The sequence below is a fragment of the Mammaliicoccus stepanovicii genome (assembly GCF_002902525.1).
Taxonomy (GTDB): Bacteria; Bacillota; Bacilli; order Staphylococcales; family Staphylococcaceae; genus Mammaliicoccus; species Mammaliicoccus stepanovicii.
On the sequence record NZ_PPQZ01000118.1, the window covers coordinates 8,859 to 29,142 of the forward strand.

Consider the following 20,284-nt stretch of genomic DNA (forward strand, 5'->3'; position numbering starts at 1 on the left):
TTTTGAAATTAGATTGCTATTATAATAAAAAAAAGTTATGGATTAGAAATAACATTGCAGAAAATAAATACATAGAAATTGACAATAAATTATGTGAATTAGATTGTTCAAAAAGTATAAATATTAAAATTGTGGATGATAGTTACTTATACATCAGTGATGAGATTAAATTGAGTGTGTCAATAAATAAAGCAAGACTTATTTTGAATGTAAATTCAGATTTGAATTTCACTAAAATAAGGTTAATGAATAAACAATATGAAAATGAAATTTTCTTATATAAAAGAAGTGAATCGGAGTACGCTATTCCACTGAAAAGTATAGAACAGTTAGAGATGCATAGTTATGAATCAATTCATCTAATAAATGGTCAGAATGCTTATCTTGCAATTTTTAATAATAAACATGACTTTAATCTAAATTCTATGAATTTATTAGTTTATAAAAGTACATTCAACATTCACCATAAAGTTTTTAATGTTAATGATATATTGATACGCGAAACACCTGATAAATCAGGCTTTATAGTTAATTTTCAAGAAAGTGAAAATAATAAAATTGAAAAACACTTAAATATTGTTATGACAGATAATGAGGATGAAGTTTTAAGTAAATATCCTTTAACATATAATGGACAAAAATTAACATGTAAAATACCTTATGATGTCTTTGTAGATAATCGTATTGGCAAAAAATTATATGTAGAAGCTATTGAAAGGAATACGAATAGAAAAGTTATTTTTAGTATTTCAGAAAATAATAAATCAAAAGTAATCTATCGTACGCCTTTAAGTGTTAGAAATGAATTTTATTATATTGAATTTATATCTAAAAAAGGTATGTTCGTAAACTATAAAAAACCATTTCTTAAAAATGGGATTAATTATATAAATGATAGATCAATAAATTTCTTTGTTAAGGCTGATGATATATATAGTCATTGTACATTCTCATTATCATATGAAGATAGGTATAGTAAAGAAACTATAGAGTATTGTATTGATCCTGGTGAGACAGAAATTGAGATTGATTATAACCAAATAGAAACTATAATTTCAAAACCGAAAACAGTGATTGATTTATTTATAACGATAAGAGAACAAAATAACCTAGTACGTAGGGAAAAAATTAGATTTAGGACTAAAGAATATAAAAAAGATAATTATTTTTCTAGAAAAAATATAAAAAATCACGATGGAAACGTATATTACTTAAGTACGATAACACCATTTAAAAATATCAAATTAGAACGATTTTCTATTTCGAATAAACAACATGAATTGATGAGTAATAATGAGAAAGACGATAATATTTGGTTAATTGGAGAACGATTTGATACTGCCCAAGATAATGGCATTATCTTCTTTGACTGGTTGCGAAACAATACGAATGTAGATGCATACTATGTTATAGATGAAGATTCTATAGATTATGAACAGATAAAAAATAAAAAGAATGTAATTAAATTTGGGTCACTTAAACATTATGAAATTGCAAGTAAAGCTAAAGTGTTAGTAAGTACTCATGATTTTGAGAATATCTTACCGTATAAACCTGCTAAAGGGTTTTATGGTTATGAAGATACATTTAAGGTTTTTCTACAACATGGGGTTCTAGGTAGAAAAAGTGTTGAGTACCATAAATTTCATTATGAATTGCCGTTCGATATGTTTAATGTTAGTAGTTCCAGTGAGAAGTACGATGTTGTTGTAAATGAGCTTGGTTATGATGAAGAAAATGTATACATCACGGGTCTTTCTCGTTTTGATAAATTACCAATCAAAAGCAATGATAACAGTATAAAGAAAATACTCATTATGCCTACATGGAGAGATTGGTTAAATAGTGATTTTGCGTTTGAAAATAGTGAATACTTAGAAAGGTATTTAAACTTAATCAAAAATCCAAAATTAAATAAGTTAATTGAGCACCAAGGTGTGGAAGTTAATTTTTATCCTCATTATAGATCACAAAATTATTTCAAATTATATTTGATGAGTAATGAACTAAAAGTACAATATGTTGAATTGGGTCAAAAGACAGTTCAATCGTTACTTATAGAACATGATTTATTAATTACTGATTATAGTAGTGTTAGTTTTGATTTTACCTATATGAACAAACCTGTTATTTTTTATCATTTTGATGTTGAACGTTTCTTTAGAAAAGGTATATTACGACCAATACATGAGACGTTCTTAGGTGATATCGTCTATGAAGAGAAAAATTTAATAGAGAGAATTAATAATGCAGTAATGAATAATGATGATCATAATTTAAATATAGATAAAAAACATATATTTGATTTTAATGATAAGAACAATAACGAGAGAATATATCAAAGTATTTTATCAAATCTAGAAAAATAAACGTTATATTGAATAAAACCATCTCAAGTATTGTTCTTGAGATGGTTTTTTCTGCAAACTTATTCATCCACCAATTTCTCCATACTTTTCTTTATAAGCAGTATAGCCTAATTTGTAGAATGTTTTGTTTTGTTCTGCTTGTTCGGAGTCAATCACGTTTAATGCTTCTAATATATTGAAACAAAAGTCAATGCTGTTTGATCCGTTTGATGTAATGAGATGTCTGTCTCTAACGCTATCTTGTACTATGAAATCTTCATAGTTGATATATTGATTGTATGTTTCGGTAGTCCAGTGTTTTTGGTCGTTTCCTGTATGTTTAAAGCCAGTTAGGAGACCGTTTCTTGCAAAGTAATCCACTGCACCACATATTGCGCCGACAACAACATTGTTGTCCAGTGACGTTCTAATAAGGTTTAGTAGGCGGTCATCTTCTAGATTACCCCAGCTATTTCCGCCTATGATAATGAGGGCGTCGAATGGCTCTGTTACTTGATCGATTGTATAATCGATATTCGTTTTTAATTGACCGATTGATGTAACTTGAGGTGATTCTAGTGAAACGGTATTTATTTCGAATTGTTGTGTCATAGCTAATTCTGGTGCGATGTAACTAACTTCCCAATCTGCATATGCTTCTGTTAATACGATTAGTGCTTTTTTCATTATGGACACTTCCTTGTATTGTTATTGGGTTACTATTTATTTTTATTATATGGTACTCTTCTGATAATGGAAAGTATTGTGCGAGTTGGTCGTTATTTTGATGTTAAAGTCATCAACCTAATTTTAGGTGGGGTGACTTTTTTTATTTAATTTTATATCTTGTAAATACTGATATAATGAGGTTATTGAAAATTTCGAAACATAATATAGATAAAGTATGATTGACAAAATGTGCAGTTGATATTATAGTTGATTACACAACTAATCAACCAATCATGTCAATGTATAAGGAGAATGAATATGAAACCTATTTTGAATGAGGAAACACCTATATTTTTGCAGATTGCAGATATGATTAAAGATGATTTAGTTGAAGGATTACTGTCTGAAGGTGAGCAAATTCCTTCTACAACAGAGATTTCAAGCTTTTATAACATTAATAGAGCGACGGCTCAAAAGGGAATTTCCTTGTTAATGGATGAAGGTATTGTTGTTAAAAAGAGGGGAATTGGTGTATTTATAGCTGAAGATGCGCGCGACAAGCTAGTAAATACGAGAATGCAAGATTTCTCGAATACTTATATTCAGAACATGATTAAAGAAGCTAAGCGATTGAATATTACTAAACAGGAATTATTAAGAAGGGTGGAAGAAGACTATGACAATCATTGATATTCAAGATGTGTCTTTCAAATATAAAGATGAATTCATTCTTCAAAATTTAACTTTTCAAGATGATGAACCGATGATTATTGGCGTATGGGGTCGTAATGGTTCTGGTAAGACAACATTGATGAAATTAATGTCTGGACAAGAATATCAGAACAGTGGTCGTATATCTATATTAGGTCATAACCCATATAATAACGGTAAAGCGATGAAAGAAATTACGTATATGAGAGAGAATCATTATTTTGCTAAGTCGTGGAATGTAAACGATGCTATCAAATTTGCATCAATGTTTAATGAATATTGGAATCAAGATGAAGCGGATTATTTAATTGATTTGTTTGAATTACCTCGGAAGAAGAAGATTAAACAATTTTCAAAAGGTATGCAATCGATGCTACAAAGTGTTATTGGCTTAGCAAGTCATGCACCAGTGACGATGTTAGATGAACCTACAAATGGTTTAGATGCATATATGAGAAAGTTGTTTATCCAAGCATTGCGAAAATCATTTGAAGATGACCCTAGATATATTATGATTGCATCGCATCATATTAGAGAAATTGAACAAATTTGTGAGAAACTCGTCGTCATTTCGAACAAGCAAGTGAAGTTGCACGAACCAATTGAATATTTCCAAACTAGAGGTGCCGTACTTGTTGGTAAATTAGAAAACATCAATCAAGTTGTAACGAACAAAGATATTATTGAAGAAACAAAAATTATGAACCAATATAAAGTGATGGTAGATGTAGAATATGCTGATGAATTAAAGCAGAAGTGTCAGTCATTGAATGTAAAGGTTGATAAAGCGAGTATTCAAGATTATTTAGTGAATATGACAGTGACAAAGGAGGCCAACCATGAATAATTTAAAGGGTTCTTTTTCAATCATATTTAAAGACCTAAGATTACAAATTTATACTTTTACAATTGTTCTACTCGTCCTTGCAGGTGTTTATGTAGCAATTGCTATATTCAATGAGCTTGAAAATTTCAAACCTGTTATATCAGGGCCAATTATTGGTATATTAGGTTTTATGCCACTATTTTTATTTGGGGATCCTTTTAAAGCGTCAATAGAACTAGGTGCGACTAGAAAACAATACATTTTAAGTGCATGGATAAGCTATATTATATTTGTATTTATTATGTTAGCTATACATGAATTGATTATATTTATTATTGACCTTATGACAAAGTTTACAGATGTCAACTTAGACTTGGCAAGAATAGGAGATTTAGTTCCAAACATTAATGGATTTGATTATGCGTGGATTGATTTTCTAACTGTTATGTTTTTAGCAGGCATTTGTTTCTTAGTAGCAGCAATCATATATCGTGTTGGTATTATTCCAACTTTAATCGGTTTATTTGCTGTTGGTGTTGTCATATTTGTATGGATCGTAGTGGGTGATGTGAATCCATTAGTGAATTGGGTATTTGATCATGCATATCAAACATTCCATATATTAGGATTAGCTGGTTTAATAAGCGCATTGTTAATATATCCATTAATGATACGTGTTACTTTAAAAGATTAATATCATGAAAACCCGCGACATATATGATGCCGCGGGTTCAATATGTGTGTCTATATTGCAAGATTGAGTAATCTAGCAAAATAGGAAAGGTCTAAGTAGCCAGATTGGATAATCTAGCAAAATAGGAGAGGTCTAAGTAGCTAGATTGGATAATCTAGCAAAATAGGAGAGGTCTAAGTAGCTAGATTGGATAATCTAGCAAAATAGAACAGAAATAATCGTAAAATGGCTTTACTAAGTAAAGGTATTTTACGATTTTTCTAGTTTCGGAGAGAAATTTGATTTAGGACTGCCTATATTAATCGATCTCAATCATGATTTTCGTGATAAATTCATGCTGGTTATTTTTAATGACGGAATCGTATACGTATTCCTCAAATATGTAGTGTCCAATCGTATAATGTTGACTTTCTATGAGGTGAAGCATCTTCTCGTATGTCTGATTAATGTTGTCATCAGCACCGAAATGATAACCAATGACGTAACGGCCATTTAATGTAATGGTGTTTTTGAAGTGATTTTTATTATTCGGAATTTTGACGTATAAATAACTGTAGTTATAGAAGTCATGGTTTAATATTTCCTGTCTATTGGAGACGACACCAATGGGTTGACTAGAAAAGAGTGCGTGTGATTTGAGCTCATCTACAAATTGATTTACAGAGATAAGGAAATCAAGTTCTGACACATTGTTAATATTGTCACTTATGTAGAAAGTTGTATCTTCAATGTATTGGATTGAAATTTGATCAAAAGCTATCTGACGTGCTTCTCTAATGAAGTTTATCTTCTCATCTATTATCATTTCATTATGATTCAAACGTTCTCTTTGAGCTTGTAATACTTGTTTTTGAGCAATCATTAAATCTAAGAAACTTTCAGGTGATTTGTTCTGGGTATAGTGTTTAATTTCTTTTAATGACATGCCTAAATCCTTTAATAAAGTTATGACATGAATAAATTCAATTTGTTTTACTGAATAATAACGGTAACCGATGTCGTTCTTGTAATCTGGCTTGAAAAGGTTGATTTTGTCATAATAAATAAGGGTTTGACGACTCACATTTGTAAGTGTAGCAAACTCGCTAATAGGTATATGGTTTATTTTTTTCATAATTTAGTTTCCTCCACTTGACTATATAGTTACTATACACTTTAAATTGAATATATTAAAGTTTGTATATTGTTATGCAAATGAAAATAAATAGATTAGAATATAGTGAAATCACTCATTTTATTACAAAAGTTATTTGCAGGGAGGTTACTATGAAGAATAAACTAAATGTATTATATTTTAATATATTTCTAATGTTTTTAGGCATTAGTATCGTGATACCAGTATTGCCAACGATTTTACATGATTTAAATTTAAATGGTTCAGATTTAGGCGTACTTGTTGCCGTGTTCGCGCTATTTCAAATGATTGCTTCACCATTTGGAGGGCGATTCGCTGATAAGTTTGGTAAGAAAATCATTATTATCATCGGTTTGTTATTGTTCTCGATATCTGAATTTATATTTGCTGTAGGAGATTCATTTACCGTATTGCTCTTGTCTAGAATGTTAGGCGGTATAAGTGCAGCATTTGTCATGCCAGGTGTAAACGGTATGATTGGTGATCTCTCTACACACGAGAGTCGTGCGAAAAATTTCAGTTATATGTCTGCTGTAATTAATACAGGATTCATAGTAGGTCCTGGCGTAGGCGGCTTCTTGGCAGAAATTTCACATCGCGCACCATTTTATTTTGCAGGTGGACTCGGAATTGTAGCATTACTATTTTCAATATTTTTATTGAAGGAAGCTACAGATGACGATGTTGAAGAAGCGTATAGAAAACCTAAAGTAAAGGAACCATTCCCATATAAATTATTTGTGGTACCAGTTATTATTATGTTAATTCTTTCATATGGATTGGCATCAACTGAAACAATGTTCTCTTTATATACTGCTGAAAAAGTAGGTTTTGAACCGAAAGATATTTCAATTGCTATTACGGGTGGTGCAATAGTAGGGGTTATATTCCAATTGTTCTTATTTGAGAAACTTGTAGGTAAAATTGGAGAAATTAAGTTAACATTATATTCGCTAATTTATTCTGTTATTATTTTAGGCGTATTTTTAGTGGCGTCTAATTATTTAGCCGTTATGCTCGTGAGTTTTGTCATATTTATAGGATTTGATTTAATAAGACCATCAATGACAAATTATTTTTCAAAATTAGCTGGAAATAATCAAGGTACAGCAGGGGGCTTAAATTCTGCTTCAACAAGTGTCGGTAACTTAATCGGACCTCTTGTAGCAGGTGTCGTATTTGATATCAATATTAACTTCCCGTTATATGTCGCAATGGCATTCTTTGTTGTGGCTGCTGTAATTGTATTCTTCTATAGACCTGATAAGTTGAAGTTTTAAATGTTATACATCGAATTGTGACTAACAAAAAACCAGCATGCCTTTTTTGATAAAAGGCATGCTGGTTTTTCTTTATTTCTATATTATATTTGGTTCAATGCGTGTTCAAGGTCTGCTACTAAATCTTCAGTATCTTCTATACCTACAGATAATCTAATCATGCCATCTGCAATACCTTCTTTATGACGAATTTCTGCTGGTATTGAAGCATGTGTCATTAAACTAGGTACAGAAATTAAACTTTCTACAGCACCTAAACTTTCAGCTAATGTAAATAGTTTAGTGTGGCGGATTACTTCTTTAGCTTTTTCTACATCAGATACTTCAAATGATATGATACCTGGGTATCCTGAAGCTTGTTGTAAATGGATATCTCTATTCACATGGTCTTCGTTAAGTGGGTGAATTGTTTTAACAACTGCATCGTGATTATTTAATAATTGGACGATATCTTTAACATTTTTATTAATTTGTTCTAATCTGATACCTAATGTTTTAATACCGCGTGTTAATAAATAGCTATCTTGTGGTCCAAGAATACCACCAGTTGAGTTTTGGATGAACCCAATTCTTTCACCTAAGTCTTCGTTTGCTGTTACGACTAAACCTGAAACAACATCACTATGTCCACCTAAGTATTTTGTAGCTGAGTGTACGACAATATCTGCACCAAAGTCTAATGGATTTTGGAAGTATGGTGTCATAAATGTATTATCAATAACAGTTAATAAATCATGTTGTTTAGCAAGATTACTTACTGCTTGAATATCTGTAATTTGTAATAAAGGATTTGAAGGTGTTTCTATAAAGATCATTTTCGTTTCTGGTTTAATTGAATCTTTTATCTTGCTAACATCAGTTGTGTTAATAAAATCAAATTCGATTCCGAAACGTGTAAAGACTTTAGTAAGGGCACGGTATGTACCACCATAAACATCTGAATTAACAAGGATATGATCTCCTTTGTCTAATAACATAATAACCGCTGAAATAGCTGCCATGCCTGAACCAAATGCATATCCTGAAGTACCATGTTCTAAGTCAGTAATGAGTGATTCTAATGCTGTTCGAGTAGGATTAGCAGTACGTGAATATTCGTAACCTTGTCTCAATTCACCGATTTCATCTTGTTCATACGTACTTGTTTGATAAATTGGTGTCGTAACGGCACCTGTAAATTCATCTGTTGTTTTACCACCATGTATTAATAATGTTTTTTTATTCATTGTTATTTCCTCCATAATTAAATATATTTTTCGACATGTATCGGTCACTACCATCAGGGAAAATGACGACAATATGACCATGTTCGATTTCTTTAGAAACTTCTACTGCTGCTTGTAATGCTGCACCTGATGAACTTCCAGACAGTATACCTTCAGTCTTTGCAAGATTTCTAACTTGAGTAAACGCATCAATATCGCTTATAACTTTAATGTCATCAATCAATGATTTGTCTAAGAAAGATGGCCATTTTTCAACGCCAATCCCTTCAGTATCATGACTGTGTGGGTTACCACCTGCTAATATACTGCCTTCAGGTTCTACGATGATATTCTTGACGTAATGCTCCTTCAAGACTGATGCAGTACCTGTGAAAGTACCACCTGATCCCGCACCAGCAACAAAGTAATCAATTTCTGGACATGATGTTAATATTTCTTGTGCAAGTGTATTTACATATGCATTTGGATTTTCTTTATTTTCAAATTGATTAATATAGTATGCGTGATGTGAATTTGCATATGCTTTAGCGTATTTCTGTGCGCCAAGCATACCTTCTTCCCGAGGTGTTCTTCTTACGTCTGCACCAAGTGTCCTCATGATGTCCATCTTTTCTTCAGAAAATCCTTCTGGTGCGAAGATGACGCAATTTAAATTGTAGTGATTCGCAACAATGGCTAACCCAATACCTGTATTGCCTGCTGTTGCTTCTACAATAGTGTCACCGATTGAAATAGCTTGTTGTTGTAATGCATGTTCGATTAAATGTTTCGCAAGGCGGTCTTTAATGCTACCACCTAAGTTATACATTTCCAATTTTGCGTAAATTTTTACAGAATGTGTGCTGTAACTTTCGAGTAACACAAGTGGTGTATGACCTATTAAATGAAAAGGTTTCATTAGTGAGCTCCATTAATTAAATTTAATAACCTAGTATTTCAATAAGAATTATATGTTATTTAAAAGAGAAAGGCAATTAAATGATTTTAGTTTGAAAATTCCGAATATTACCAATTGAAATGAGTATAATTTTTATACTCAAATGTATTGACATTTATTTTGTGAGGCGTTACAATTATCTCGAAATCGAAATAATATACAGGTAGGTGATGACATGAACAGGACAGAAGAATCTTTAAAAGCATTAGTAGGAATTAAACGAACGAACGACACGTTAGACCGTATTGTTAAGCAAGATATGAAGAATTACGGTTTAAATATTACTGAATTTGCTGTTATGGAACTGTTATTTCATAAAGGTGATCAACCTATTCAAAAAGTTAAAGAACGCATCTTAGTTGCTAGCAGCAGTACAACTTATGTGATTGACCAATTAGTAAAGAAGGCGTACGTTACGAGGCGACAAGATACAACAGATAAACGTATCACATATGCAGTTCTAACAGATAAAGGGTATAAGTTAATGGAAGATATATTCCCACAGCATGAACAAACAATTGAACAAGCATTTTCAACTTTAGAAGACGAAGAACTTTCTATATTAAGAACTGCTCTAAAGAAGATCAGTGCATTTTCAGTAGAATAAACAAGAAAAAATTTTACAACGATATTATTTCGAATTCTAAATAAAATATAAAGAGAGAAGGAAATTATAATGAATAAACCAGAACTTATCGGTATCCACCATGTAACTGCTATGACAAATGATGCAGTTAGAAACTATAAATTTTTCACAGAAATATTAGGCATGCGCTTAGTAAAGAAAACAGTAAATCAAGATGACATATATACGTATCACACATTTTTCGCAGATGATCAAGGATCAGCAGGGACTGACATGACGTTCTTTGATTTCCCAAATAATCCTAAAGGTAGTAGAGGTACTAACTCAATTAGTCGAGCAGCATTCCGCGTTCCAAATGATGCGGCATTAGACTATTATTTAGACCGTTTTGAACAATTTGGCGTAAAACATAACGGCATTCAAGAATTGTTCGGCAAGAAAGTTCTACCTTTCGAAGAAGAAGATGGCCAAAGATATCAATTAATTTCAGATGAGTTAAATGAAGGTGTAAAACCCGGAATTCCTTGGAAAAACGGACCTGTTCCAGAAGACAAAGCTATTTATGGATTAGGACCTATAGAAATTACAGTTAGTTATTATGATGATTTCAAAACAGTACTACAAGAAGTATATGGTATGACACCAATCATCGAAGAAGAAGATGTGACTTTATTAAATGTCGGAGAAGGTGGCAATGGCGGACAAGTTATATTAAGAAAAGACGACCAAGGACCTGAAGCAAGACAAGGTTACGGTGAAGTTCACCACGTATCATTTAGATTGAAAGATCACGATGCTATTAAAGCATGGGAAGAAAAATATAAAGAAGCACGTATAGGAAACTCAGGAATCGTTGACCGTTTCTACTTTGAAGCTTTATATGCAAGAATTGGTCACATATTAATTGAAGTTTCTACAGATGGACCTGGTTTCATGGGAGACGAACCATATGAAACACTAGGAGAAAGTCTAGCTTTACCACCATTTTTAGAAGAAAAACGTGACTTCATTGAATCTGAAATAAAACCGTTTGATACGACAAGAAATCATAACTAATAAATGGATGGAGTGGTTCTGATGAGAAAGATAAATCCTGAAAATTTAACACAAAAAGAAAACTATAAATTGTTGATAGGATCAGTTATACCAAGACCGATTGCACTTGTAACGACACAATCGGATGATGGAATATTAAATATTGCACCATTTAGCTTCTTTAACGTTGTATCTTCAGAACCACCTATCTTATCCATTGCTGTACAAAGAGTAAATGGAAAATCAAAAGATACAGCACGCAATATATTGCAGAACAAAGAAGCGGTTATTCATATCATAGATAATGAAAATGTTGAGAATGCGAATCAAACCGCAGCAATGTTAAGTAGTAATGAAAGTGAATTAGAACGAACGACTTTTAATACTGTGGAATCTAGCACCGTAGCAGTTCCTGGACTACGAGAAAGTAAAGTTCGATTTGAAACATCTTTGTATGATGCTATAGAAATTAAAGATGGTGAATCCATCGTGAGTGATCTGTTACTCTTTAAAGTAAATCAATATCATTTTGATGAATCAATCTATGATGATGGATATATTAACAAAGATAAATTAAATGCGATAAGTAGACTAGCAGGAAATGATTATGCTGAAATTGGCCGTACTTTCGCGATTCAAAGACCGTAAAGATAGGAGTGGGAAATGATGAAGCACATATTTAAACAAGGTGAACAAGGTAAGCCAGTATTTTTACTATTACATGGTACTGGTGGAAATGAGAGAGATTTATTACCATTAGCCGAAATGCTTGATCCTAGCTATAGTGTGTTAAGTGTTAAAGGAGAAGTAGACGAAAATGGTATGGCAAGATACTTTAGAAGACTTCGAGAAGGCGAATATGACTTAGAAGATTTGAAGTTCAGAAGCCAAGAATTATATGATTTTATTGAAAAAAGTGCCAAAGAATATGAATTTAATTTAGAAAATTTAATCTTAGTTGGATTTTCTAATGGTGCTAATATGGCAATTAATTTAGCATTAAGAGATGAAGCACCATTTAAGAAAGCATTGTTATTCGCACCATTATATCCGCTAGACTTAAAAGATAATCATAAAGATTTAACAAACTTTGAAGTATTCTTATCGATGGGTGAACAAGATCCAATCGTAACATTAGAACAAAGTAAACGCGTCATTGAAATATTTAAAGAGCGTGGTGCAAAAGTTCATGAAACTTGGGTAAATAGTCATGAAATCACACAAGAAGCGGTAATAAAAGCAAGAAATATATTATAAATATAAAAAAACTAGGACATTTCAATGAATTGTCCTAGTTTTTTTATAAATACGATATTTATATGGATTTATGTCCTAACCTGTTGTGGTGGTTTTATGATGGTACTTCAGTTCTTTTTTCACTATGTTTTCTTACGATAGCTGCTGTCATTGTTGAGATACCACCAAATATAATGAATCCTATAAACATCCACATTGTGCTATTCAATTCAATGCTTTGGTTTAAATAGTATAACCCTTTCAATGTCTCAGCATAGTGTCTGAAAGGATTCCAACCTATCATATAGTCTTGATAGAATTCAGGTAACATTTGTTTCGGTAGCATGATGAGTTGCATACTAAAGAATAATAAAATCATGAACAATGGTACGACTTTAATTCCAAGCCAAGTCATACAACCTAGTATTAAACTGATAAATGATAAGATAGCAATTGAAATATAAAGTGCTATTGTATTTGGTTGGTCTATTGTGACATTAAGGACACCTGACATGAAGTATACATATCCAAATCCACCTACTAATGAAGTTACAAGAGCGGCACCTAATTGTCCGAGTGTCGCAATAAATCTGTCTTTAACTGTAACGTTATGACTTGTTCTGAATGAGAAGAATAAGATGACAGACCCTATTAATGAAGCTAACCATACTGGCGTGAACATGAGGAATGCCATATTTCCGTTTCCTTGATGAGATTTCACTTTGTTCATGGTTACTTTATCAACTTTAACTGGGTTTGTAATATCTTCAATATCAGAAGCTGAAACATCAACATTCGTTTTCTTTAATGTGTTTATGCCTTGTTTTGAAATTTGCGTATTAAGTTTATCACCAATACCAGTTAGCATTTGATTCGCAATTTGTGAGCCTTGCAAACTCGCACCTTGATTGACGATAATTTTGGCTTGACCTTGTTTAACTGTTATCGGTTCACCTTTATGTGAACTTTGCATTTTTGCAGCTTGTTCAGGTGGTATTTGACCACGCTTTATTTTTTCTTTCATTTCTTTTATTTTGGCTTCTTGTACTGTTTTTTGAACTTTACTTAATGAATCTTTTGAAAAGTTTTGATCTAATACGAGTGCGCCATAATACTTGTTATCTTTAAAGCCTTGTTTTAAATATGATTCATCTTTAACTGTTACCCAATCTACTTTTTCGGATAAGTCTTTGTTATCTTTAATTTTATCAGCAAAAGTTTTACCGATATTGACTTGCTTATCTTGCATGGTCATACCTTGGTCTTGGTTGACGATAGCTATTGGGATTGATTTTGGTTCAGGATTATATGCTGGTAAAAACGCTATTGCTAAAAGTAATAAAATAACGATTACAAGTATAGGAGTCATCCAAAATAGTTTCTTTTTAAATATATTCATCATATACCTCCTTGATAATAAACATTGTGTTGATTAATAATGACATTGTTTATTATAATAGAATTACAACATCATTCAATCGTCAATTTATAACAATACGTTAATTAATCAACAAATAAATATATATTGTCTATTAAAAGAAGGAGAGGTTTTCAATTTGGCAGAAGATCGACGTGTAAGAAAAAGTAAAACCGCGATAAAACAAGCATTTATTCAATTATTAAGTGAAAAAAATATCGAACATATTACGATACAGCAAATTTCAGATTTAGCAGATGTTAACCGAGGAACTTTTTATTTAAATTTTGAAGATAAATACGTATTATTAGAAGAAATGGAAAATGAAAAAATAGTTGAAATCAAATCATATTTAGATATAAGCCAATTGGATTTAAGCAATAAAACAGTAGAAGAATTTATGCAGGAATTTTCAAATCTCGTGATAAAAAAAGTCCTCGAACATATTAATGAGAATTTAGCGTTTTACCAAGTTATCCTAGGAATGGGTAGAAAAAGTATGATAGAAGAACAAATTTTTGGGATGATTAACAAAAACATTACATATTTAATAGGGGACAATGAAACGGTATTCGGTATACCGATTGATTATTATTTAAGTTATGTATCGGGATCTATGTTCTCTATGATTACATATTGGGTGAATGATTCCGATAGAGTTTCCGTTGACGACTTAGTTCAATATGTCCTCAAAATAGCTACAACAGGTCCATTGTCAATCTTAAAACAATTGGTTGATGAAAGAGGAAACTAACGTGTTTCAAATTAATCCCAATGAAAAAAGCCCACATCGCAATGATACACATTAAGCGATGTGGGCTTCTCAATTTAATTATACTTTAAATAAGTCATTAAATGACTCTGTCATTGTAGGATGCGTGTAAATATTGTCTCTTAGTGTTGTATAAGGGATTTCTTGATCCATAGCAAGTTTGATTAAATTAATCATTTCTTCTGATTCTTTAGCGTAAAGACTTGCACCTAACACTAAAGATGTATCTGCATCGACAACTACTTTTAGTAATCCGCGATCATCGTTATTGATCTTATGTCGTGGTATATTTTTAACTTCTATCATACCTTCTTTAATGTTGTAGCCTTCTTTCTTAGCTTGGCTAGCCGTCATACCAACTCGACTTAATGGTGGATCGATAAATACTGTATAAGGGACATGACCTCTGTTTTCAATAGTGCGTTCCTTATTTCCAACAAGTTGGTCTTTAACGATACGATAGTCGTCTAATGAAATATAAGTAAATTGTGGTCCACCTTTAACATCTCCAACTGCATAAATATGGTCTACAGTTGTTTGTAAGCTTGAATTTACTTTAATTTCGCCTCGATCACCAAGTTCAATGTCTGTATTCTCTAATCCAATATCTGTGTTTGGAACGCGACCAGTAGCAAGTAATATTGCATCTGCATGATGTGAACCATTGTTTGTGTGTACAGTTGGTTTGCCATTATTTGTTGAGAATTCTGTTACTGTAACATCATCGATAAAATTAATACCTTGAGCAACCAATTGTTCATAAGCGCTAGACGCGATGTCTTTGTCTTCAGGTTTTAATATATGTTTGTCATTGTTAATGACAGAAACTTTGCTGCCTAGTTTAGAGAATATAGTAGCGAACTCTAATGCAATATATCCAGCACCAACGATAATTAATTCTTCAGGTTGATTTTCTAATGACATAATGCCTTTAGAATCATATATTCCTTCTGTATCTTTAACCCCTTTAATATCTGGAATATTAGAACGATTTCCTGTGTTAATAACGATGTCAGTAGCTTGAATCGTTTCCACAGTTTCACCATTCTGATCTAGTAGTGCAACTGTTTCATTATCTTGAAATTGAGCTTTATACGTATATACATCAATATTTTCATCTGAATCAAGATTACCAAAATTTTTCTTATTTAATGCACCAACAACATCTTTCTTACGTTGCATTGCTTGATTAAAGTCGTGATGCTCAATACCTTCGTGTAGTAATGTCTTAGAAGGAATACATCCAACATTGATACATGTACCACCATACATATTAGAGTCTTGCTCAACGACAGCAATTTTCTTACCTTGCCCTGCGAAATCTTTAGCCAGTGTTTTACCAGCTTTACCAAAACCAATAATTAACATATCATAGTGTTTCAAATATATGACCTCCATTAATAAAATGCTTTCTTTAATTATAAAGCTTTTTATAAAATAAATCTTCAATGATGCTCTGCAAGTGTCAATAAATTCCATTTTTATATTTAAGGATTAACAGTAAGAATATGTTAATATAAAAATGTAGATAAAGATTCATTTAAGAAAGTAGGGTAATAGACATGAAAATTGGCACAATATCCGATTTACATATAGATAGAAGTAATCTCTATTATCCAAAAGATTATGAGTCTATATTGGCATATGAAGTAGGACGTTTGAAATTGGATGTGCTATTGATTGCTGGTGATATTTCAAATCATTATAAACAAACTGTACAATTTATTCAAAATTTGAAACATCTGACACGAACAGAAATTTTATTTATTCCTGGAAATCATGATTATTGGAGTGACGACGAAGAAGAAAAAACATCATACGAAATCTTTGAATATTATAAATCACAAGATGAAAGTATAATAGGTCGTCCTTATATCTTGAATGATGATTGGGCAATTGTAGGACATAGTGGTTGGTATGATTATAGTTTTGCAGATCAAAGTCAATTTAGTATGGAAAGATTAGAACGCAGAAAATACTACGGTTCAACTTGGCTTGATAAGGAACGAATTGCGTGGGGAAAGTCAGATTTAGAAATGTCTAAACTAGCAGCAGAATCTGTTAGGCGTGATTTAGAACAAGTGAAAGATAAGAATATCATTTTGATGACGCATATTGTGACACATAAACAGTTTTCTGTACCAATGCCACATAGGATCTTTGATTATTTTAATGCGTTTATAGGAACATCTGATTTTGATGTGTTTTATGCAACTTATCCAATTAAGTACAGCATTATGGGGCATGTTCATTTTCGTAGTACGATTGAAGAACAAGGGGTTCAATATATTTGTCCATGTTTAGGATATCAAAGAGAATGGCGTACAAAGGATTTAAAGAAAGAAATTGAGAATACGATTCAAATCATAGAAATATAGTTATATAAATATAAAGAAAATAGAGTAAATAGGTGATATCATGAAAAAATATATCGCAATTTTTGTTGTATGTGGTTTGGTTCATGCATTATTTTCACTATATTGGGGTTTTGGTGGCGTTGTCGGTTTAAAGTCAGTTGGACAGTGGGCAATTACGTTGAATGCAAATTACGGCATTTGGGTTAATTTGGCTTTAGTTGTAGTCGCCATATTCAAGGCATTTGTCACGTTGTTACCCTTAACTTTGTTAGATCATTATCATAAAGTTGTATACTTCATATCATTTGTAATGGCAATATTTCTTATTTTATATGGTGGATTAAACACGATAATCGGATGGTTAAAAGTGTTAGGTATCATTGAAAACTTTAACTTTTACACAACCTTTGGCCAAGCATTTGTATGGGATCCATTATTTTTATTGTGGGGCATAGGATTATTTATATATTTATTGAAAATAAAGAAGTTGAAGTGACAAATAGAGGTCTCAAACAAAATCATAAGATATTATAAAAAATAAGCATATCACTTTTAAACTAGAATGAGTTAAGTGATATGCTTATTTTTTTTGATTTATGTCCTAATCATTTATGATGTTTTACTGAACATATGGATGTTTAGTCGCCGAACTATACGGTTGTTTTCCCATAACAAATCGAAATATATTAAATTCTCTTAATAATATACCGACACCAGTACAGCAACCCACAATAAATAATAATGATATTGGAATGAAGATTAATGTATAATCTTGGAAAATACTTGTGTATTCAAATAAAGCATATAAAATAATCGGATGAAGCAAGTAAATAAATAAAGAATATCTATTGATAAGATCAACTGAATCAAACATAAACGTTTCAAACTGATTACTGAAATTAATGAGTAATATAAACATGAATCCGACATAAAGGATAATACGATAATCTGTACTCCCTACCATCCAATAGTCATGTTTACCAATGATTACAAATAAAGAGAATGCAATCATAGCACAGAATATCATGAGTGCAACGTGGTTGCGGGAAATGGCTTTTATTCTTTCGTAATTACGTCCAACGAAAGAGCCAAAGAAGTAATAGAATATCCATCCACCAATAAATGTTTGAGAACTAATTGGATAATATGAATCTATGAAATGTGTAACAGATTCAACATTTTGATATGCATATAAATATGCTGTATTCACAATAAATGCAATTAATAAACTCCATTTAGAGAACAATATCTTAGGGTTAATTCTGTAAAAAATCCAATTTAAAAAGAAAAATTGAATGATGATAATGATGAAATATCCGTACCAATTGCCTCGAATGACGTTTTCAGTGAACTGATTTAAAAATGGATCATTTATCTTTAAACTTTCAGAATAACTATAGAATGCACCCATTAATAAATAAGGAATTAATATATATGTTAACCGACTTTTTAAGTATCCAGCTTTTAATTTATCATTGTAATTCAATGTCGTTAAAAGTTGTGATAAGACTATAAATGATGGTGTCCCAATGATGAAGAACATTCTAATCCAATATAAAATTTTAATTTGATTATCATCAGGCTCATTTGTAATACTAAATTCGGTTAAAATATGTGTTAATACGATAAGTAAACAAAGAAATGTTCTCATATAAATAAATTCAGTACGTTTTTGTTTAATCATGTTTAAATCCTTTCCATTTCTTAACTAACTTGTTAAATGCATCGTCACTTGTCAGTACTCTTGGAATAACATATTGGTCATCATCTGGTTGCATTGCTTTTTCTTCAAGCGTAAATGCGTATTTTATATCTGTTTTTTTCTGTAGCTGTTTTATGACATCATCATTAGTTTGACCATATGGATAAGCAAGTGCATTTGTCATACCATTTAATTCTTTACTTAAGTAAGCTGTACTGTTGTTAATATCGGTAGATATATCTCCATCTTTAGCTTTAATGACGAGATTAGAAGTGTTCTTTTTAACACTATGTAGGTCATGTGTATGGGAAGCAAATGTCCAAAGGCCACTTTTTTCCATCTCAATCAATTCTTTTTTAGGTGAAAGTTTTATATTATGGAAATTATTTTGTCCAATTTCGTTTGTGATAACAAATCCAGTAGCAGGCACATTATATTTTTTCAAAATAGGATGAGCATTATGGAAAATACTTTCATCCATATCATCGAAATTGATCCATACACAACGTTTAGGATACTGACCTTTTTCTTTATATTTAACGAGTTCTTTTAAAGTTAAGAAATTTGCATCATGATTTTTTAACCATTTGATATGAGACTCAAATTGAGTATCAGTGACACTATAAATTTTTAATTCTTTACTATTAGAAAATAGTGATAATGTTTTATCTAACCAATCATCAGATCTTACGCGATGATAATTTAAGGCGATACATCCATTTTGTTCGCCACCGAGTGATTTTTTCTTAGCAAAAGTTGTACCAGAATGTATGTCAAAAATTGAAGTGATGATGATAGTGACAATAAATACGTTGAAGATTTTTTTGAACTTATTCATGTGTTAATGATCTCTTTCTTCTAACGTTAAAAGTAAAAGTAAAAGTGAAATAGATTAAGATAACTAACGAACCTAAACCAAAATAAGTGATGATGTCTACTATGTCGGCTGCTTCAATATTTAATATAACTCTGACGATTTGAATGAATTCACTTTGAAATGGTAACAGTGAACCAATCATTACAAATAAAACGCTAATACAATATAACCAAAGTATGGATGATGCAATAAACACAATTGTTTCTCTAAAAAAATTTAAATTTGATTTCATTCCTGGATGTTTCCTCTGTCGGGACTTGACCATGTAGCATACGCTCCTTTTTTTCGATTGAGTGCTTTTGGAAAAGCAAAAATTACCACTAATGCATTGATAACCCAATAAAAAGTAGGATACCAACTTAGAAAAATAACGAAGAAGTTATTTTTACGTTCATATCTACTGTCGATAATTAAAGACAGTGTAAATTGAATAATGTTCACAAATGTAAGTAAAAATGCTGATAATAGGAATATAG

General features: G+C 31.3%; 21 protein-coding genes and 1 pseudogene. 12 read left to right on the forward strand and 10 right to left on the reverse strand.

Annotation, left to right across the window (positions count from 1 at the left end; all coding sequences use genetic code 11):
* On the forward strand, positions 1 to 2,369 hold a 2,369-nt coding region (locus tag CD111_RS11510), incomplete at its 5' end, for a CDP-glycerol glycerophosphotransferase family protein (RefSeq protein WP_103268516.1).
* Positions 2,370 to 2,432: 63 nt separating this feature from the next.
* On the opposite strand, the gene CD111_RS11515 is transcribed toward CD111_RS11510, so the two are convergent.
* A complete protein-coding gene (locus tag CD111_RS11515) occupies positions 2,433 to 3,035 on the reverse strand; it encodes a DJ-1/PfpI family protein (RefSeq protein ID WP_095089542.1) in 603 nt (200 codons plus the stop codon).
* A 300-nt stretch (positions 3,036 to 3,335) separates the two neighbouring features.
* On the opposite strand from CD111_RS11515, the gene CD111_RS11520 reads away from it, so the two are divergent.
* The 3 genes from CD111_RS11520 to CD111_RS11530 are packed head-to-tail and all read left to right on the forward strand — an operon-like array spanning position 3,336 to position 5,248.
* Positions 3,336 to 3,707, forward strand: a complete 372-nt coding sequence (locus CD111_RS11520; RefSeq protein WP_095089539.1) for a GntR family transcriptional regulator — start codon at positions 3,336 to 3,338, stop codon at positions 3,705 to 3,707.
* Positions 3,694 to 4,575: an ATP-binding cassette domain-containing protein gene (locus CD111_RS11525; protein WP_095089537.1), complete on the forward strand. Its 882-nt coding sequence runs from the start codon at positions 3,694 to 3,696 to the stop codon at positions 4,573 to 4,575. Before CD111_RS11520 ends, CD111_RS11525 begins: the two co-directional genes overlap by 14 nt.
* Positions 4,568 to 5,248 (forward strand): hypothetical protein, encoded by a 681-nt coding sequence (locus tag CD111_RS11530; RefSeq protein WP_095089534.1) that lies wholly within the window; start codon positions 4,568 to 4,570, stop codon positions 5,246 to 5,248. The genes CD111_RS11525 and CD111_RS11530 overlap by 8 nt, the downstream gene beginning before the upstream one ends.
* A 298-nt stretch (positions 5,249 to 5,546) precedes the next feature.
* Here CD111_RS11530 and CD111_RS11535 read toward each other — a convergent pair whose 3' ends face one another.
* On the reverse strand, positions 5,547 to 6,362 hold the full coding sequence (locus tag CD111_RS11535; protein ID WP_095089532.1) for a MerR family transcriptional regulator: 816 nt from the start codon (positions 6,360 to 6,362) through the stop codon (positions 5,547 to 5,549).
* A gap of 152 nt (positions 6,363 to 6,514) precedes the next feature.
* Here CD111_RS11535 and norA point away from each other — a divergent pair, with 152 nt between their 5' ends.
* Positions 6,515 to 7,663 carry a multidrug efflux MFS transporter NorA gene (norA, locus tag CD111_RS11540; protein WP_095089530.1) on the forward strand — a complete coding sequence of 383 codons (1,149 nt, stop codon included), beginning with the start codon at positions 6,515 to 6,517 and terminating at the stop codon, positions 7,661 to 7,663.
* Positions 7,664 to 7,746: 83 nt separating this feature from the next.
* Here the strand turns inward: norA and CD111_RS11545 are convergent, their stop codons facing one another.
* Together CD111_RS11545 and CD111_RS11550 are read right to left on the reverse strand one after the other, a co-directional pair.
* Positions 7,747 to 8,889: a bifunctional cystathionine gamma-lyase/homocysteine desulfhydrase gene (locus tag CD111_RS11545; RefSeq protein ID WP_095089528.1), complete on the reverse strand. Its 1,143-nt coding sequence runs from the start codon at positions 8,887 to 8,889 to the stop codon at positions 7,747 to 7,749.
* A complete protein-coding gene (locus CD111_RS11550) occupies positions 8,882 to 9,787 on the reverse strand; it encodes a PLP-dependent cysteine synthase family protein (RefSeq protein WP_095089526.1) in 906 nt (301 codons plus the stop codon). The genes CD111_RS11545 and CD111_RS11550 overlap by 8 nt, the downstream gene beginning before the upstream one ends.
* Positions 9,788 to 10,001: 214 nt before the next feature.
* Here CD111_RS11550 and CD111_RS11555 point away from each other — a divergent pair, with 214 nt between their 5' ends.
* The 4 genes from CD111_RS11555 to mhqD all read left to right on the forward strand — a co-directional run bounded on the left by CD111_RS11555 (position 10,002) and on the right by mhqD (position 12,704).
* A complete protein-coding gene (locus CD111_RS11555) occupies positions 10,002 to 10,433 on the forward strand; it encodes a MarR family winged helix-turn-helix transcriptional regulator (protein WP_095089524.1) in 432 nt (143 codons plus the stop codon).
* Between the two features lie 66 nt (positions 10,434 to 10,499).
* The gene (gene mhqE, locus CD111_RS11560; RefSeq protein ID WP_095089522.1) at positions 10,500 to 11,468 is read left to right on the forward strand and encodes a ring-cleaving dioxygenase MhqE; all 969 of its coding nucleotides are present in this window, start codon (positions 10,500 to 10,502) and stop codon (positions 11,466 to 11,468) included.
* Positions 11,469 to 11,489: 21 nt separating this feature from the next.
* Positions 11,490 to 12,095, forward strand: coding sequence for a flavin reductase family protein (locus CD111_RS11565; RefSeq protein ID WP_095089520.1), 606 nt, complete (start codon positions 11,490 to 11,492; stop codon positions 12,093 to 12,095).
* Positions 12,096 to 12,113: 18 nt separating this feature from the next.
* Positions 12,114 to 12,704, forward strand: a complete 591-nt coding sequence (gene mhqD, locus CD111_RS11570) for a methylhydroquinone degradation carboxylesterase MhqD (RefSeq protein WP_095089518.1) — start codon at positions 12,114 to 12,116, stop codon at positions 12,702 to 12,704.
* Between the two features lie 94 nt (positions 12,705 to 12,798).
* Here mhqD and CD111_RS11575 read toward each other — a convergent pair whose 3' ends face one another.
* Positions 12,799 to 14,082, reverse strand: a complete 1,284-nt coding sequence (locus CD111_RS11575; RefSeq protein ID WP_095089516.1) for a YhgE/Pip domain-containing protein — start codon at positions 14,080 to 14,082, stop codon at positions 12,799 to 12,801.
* A gap of 157 nt (positions 14,083 to 14,239) precedes the next feature.
* Here CD111_RS11575 and CD111_RS11580 point away from each other — a divergent pair, with 157 nt between their 5' ends.
* Positions 14,240 to 14,854, forward strand: a complete 615-nt coding sequence (locus CD111_RS11580) for a TetR/AcrR family transcriptional regulator (protein WP_095089514.1) — start codon at positions 14,240 to 14,242, stop codon at positions 14,852 to 14,854.
* A gap of 78 nt (positions 14,855 to 14,932) precedes the next feature.
* On the opposite strand, the gene merA is transcribed toward CD111_RS11580, so the two are convergent.
* Positions 14,933 to 16,255 carry a hypothiocyanous acid reductase MerA gene (gene merA, locus CD111_RS11585; protein ID WP_095089512.1) on the reverse strand — a complete coding sequence of 441 codons (1,323 nt, stop codon included), beginning with the start codon at positions 16,253 to 16,255 and terminating at the stop codon, positions 14,933 to 14,935.
* Between the two features lie 179 nt (positions 16,256 to 16,434).
* On the opposite strand from merA, the gene CD111_RS11590 reads away from it, so the two are divergent.
* Together CD111_RS11590 and CD111_RS11595 are read left to right on the forward strand one after the other, a co-directional pair.
* Positions 16,435 to 17,250, forward strand: coding sequence for a metallophosphoesterase (locus CD111_RS11590; protein WP_095089510.1), 816 nt, complete (start codon positions 16,435 to 16,437; stop codon positions 17,248 to 17,250).
* 40 nt (positions 17,251 to 17,290) lie between these two features.
* Positions 17,291 to 17,725, forward strand: coding sequence for a DUF3995 domain-containing protein (locus tag CD111_RS11595; protein ID WP_095089508.1), 435 nt, complete (start codon positions 17,291 to 17,293; stop codon positions 17,723 to 17,725).
* 123 nt (positions 17,726 to 17,848) lie between these two features.
* Here CD111_RS11595 and CD111_RS11600 read toward each other — a convergent pair whose 3' ends face one another.
* From CD111_RS11600 to CD111_RS12795, 4 genes and pseudogenes are all read right to left on the reverse strand, one after another.
* Positions 17,849 to 18,913, reverse strand: a complete 1,065-nt coding sequence (locus CD111_RS11600) for an acyltransferase family protein (protein ID WP_229726466.1) — start codon at positions 18,911 to 18,913, stop codon at positions 17,849 to 17,851.
* Positions 18,906 to 19,769 carry an intercellular adhesin biosynthesis polysaccharide N-deacetylase gene (gene icaB / locus CD111_RS11605; RefSeq protein WP_095089506.1) on the reverse strand — a complete coding sequence of 288 codons (864 nt, stop codon included), beginning with the start codon at positions 19,767 to 19,769 and terminating at the stop codon, positions 18,906 to 18,908. The genes CD111_RS11600 and icaB overlap by 8 nt, the downstream gene beginning before the upstream one ends.
* Positions 19,762 to 20,040, reverse strand: a complete 279-nt coding sequence (icaD, locus tag CD111_RS11610; protein WP_158245707.1) for an intracellular adhesion protein IcaD — start codon at positions 20,038 to 20,040, stop codon at positions 19,762 to 19,764. Before icaD ends, icaB begins: the two co-directional genes overlap by 8 nt.
* Positions 20,037 to 20,284, reverse strand: a pseudogene (locus CD111_RS12795) (poly-beta-1,6 N-acetyl-D-glucosamine synthase); the annotation flags it as partial. The pseudogene CD111_RS12795 and the gene icaD, both read right to left, overlap by 4 nt.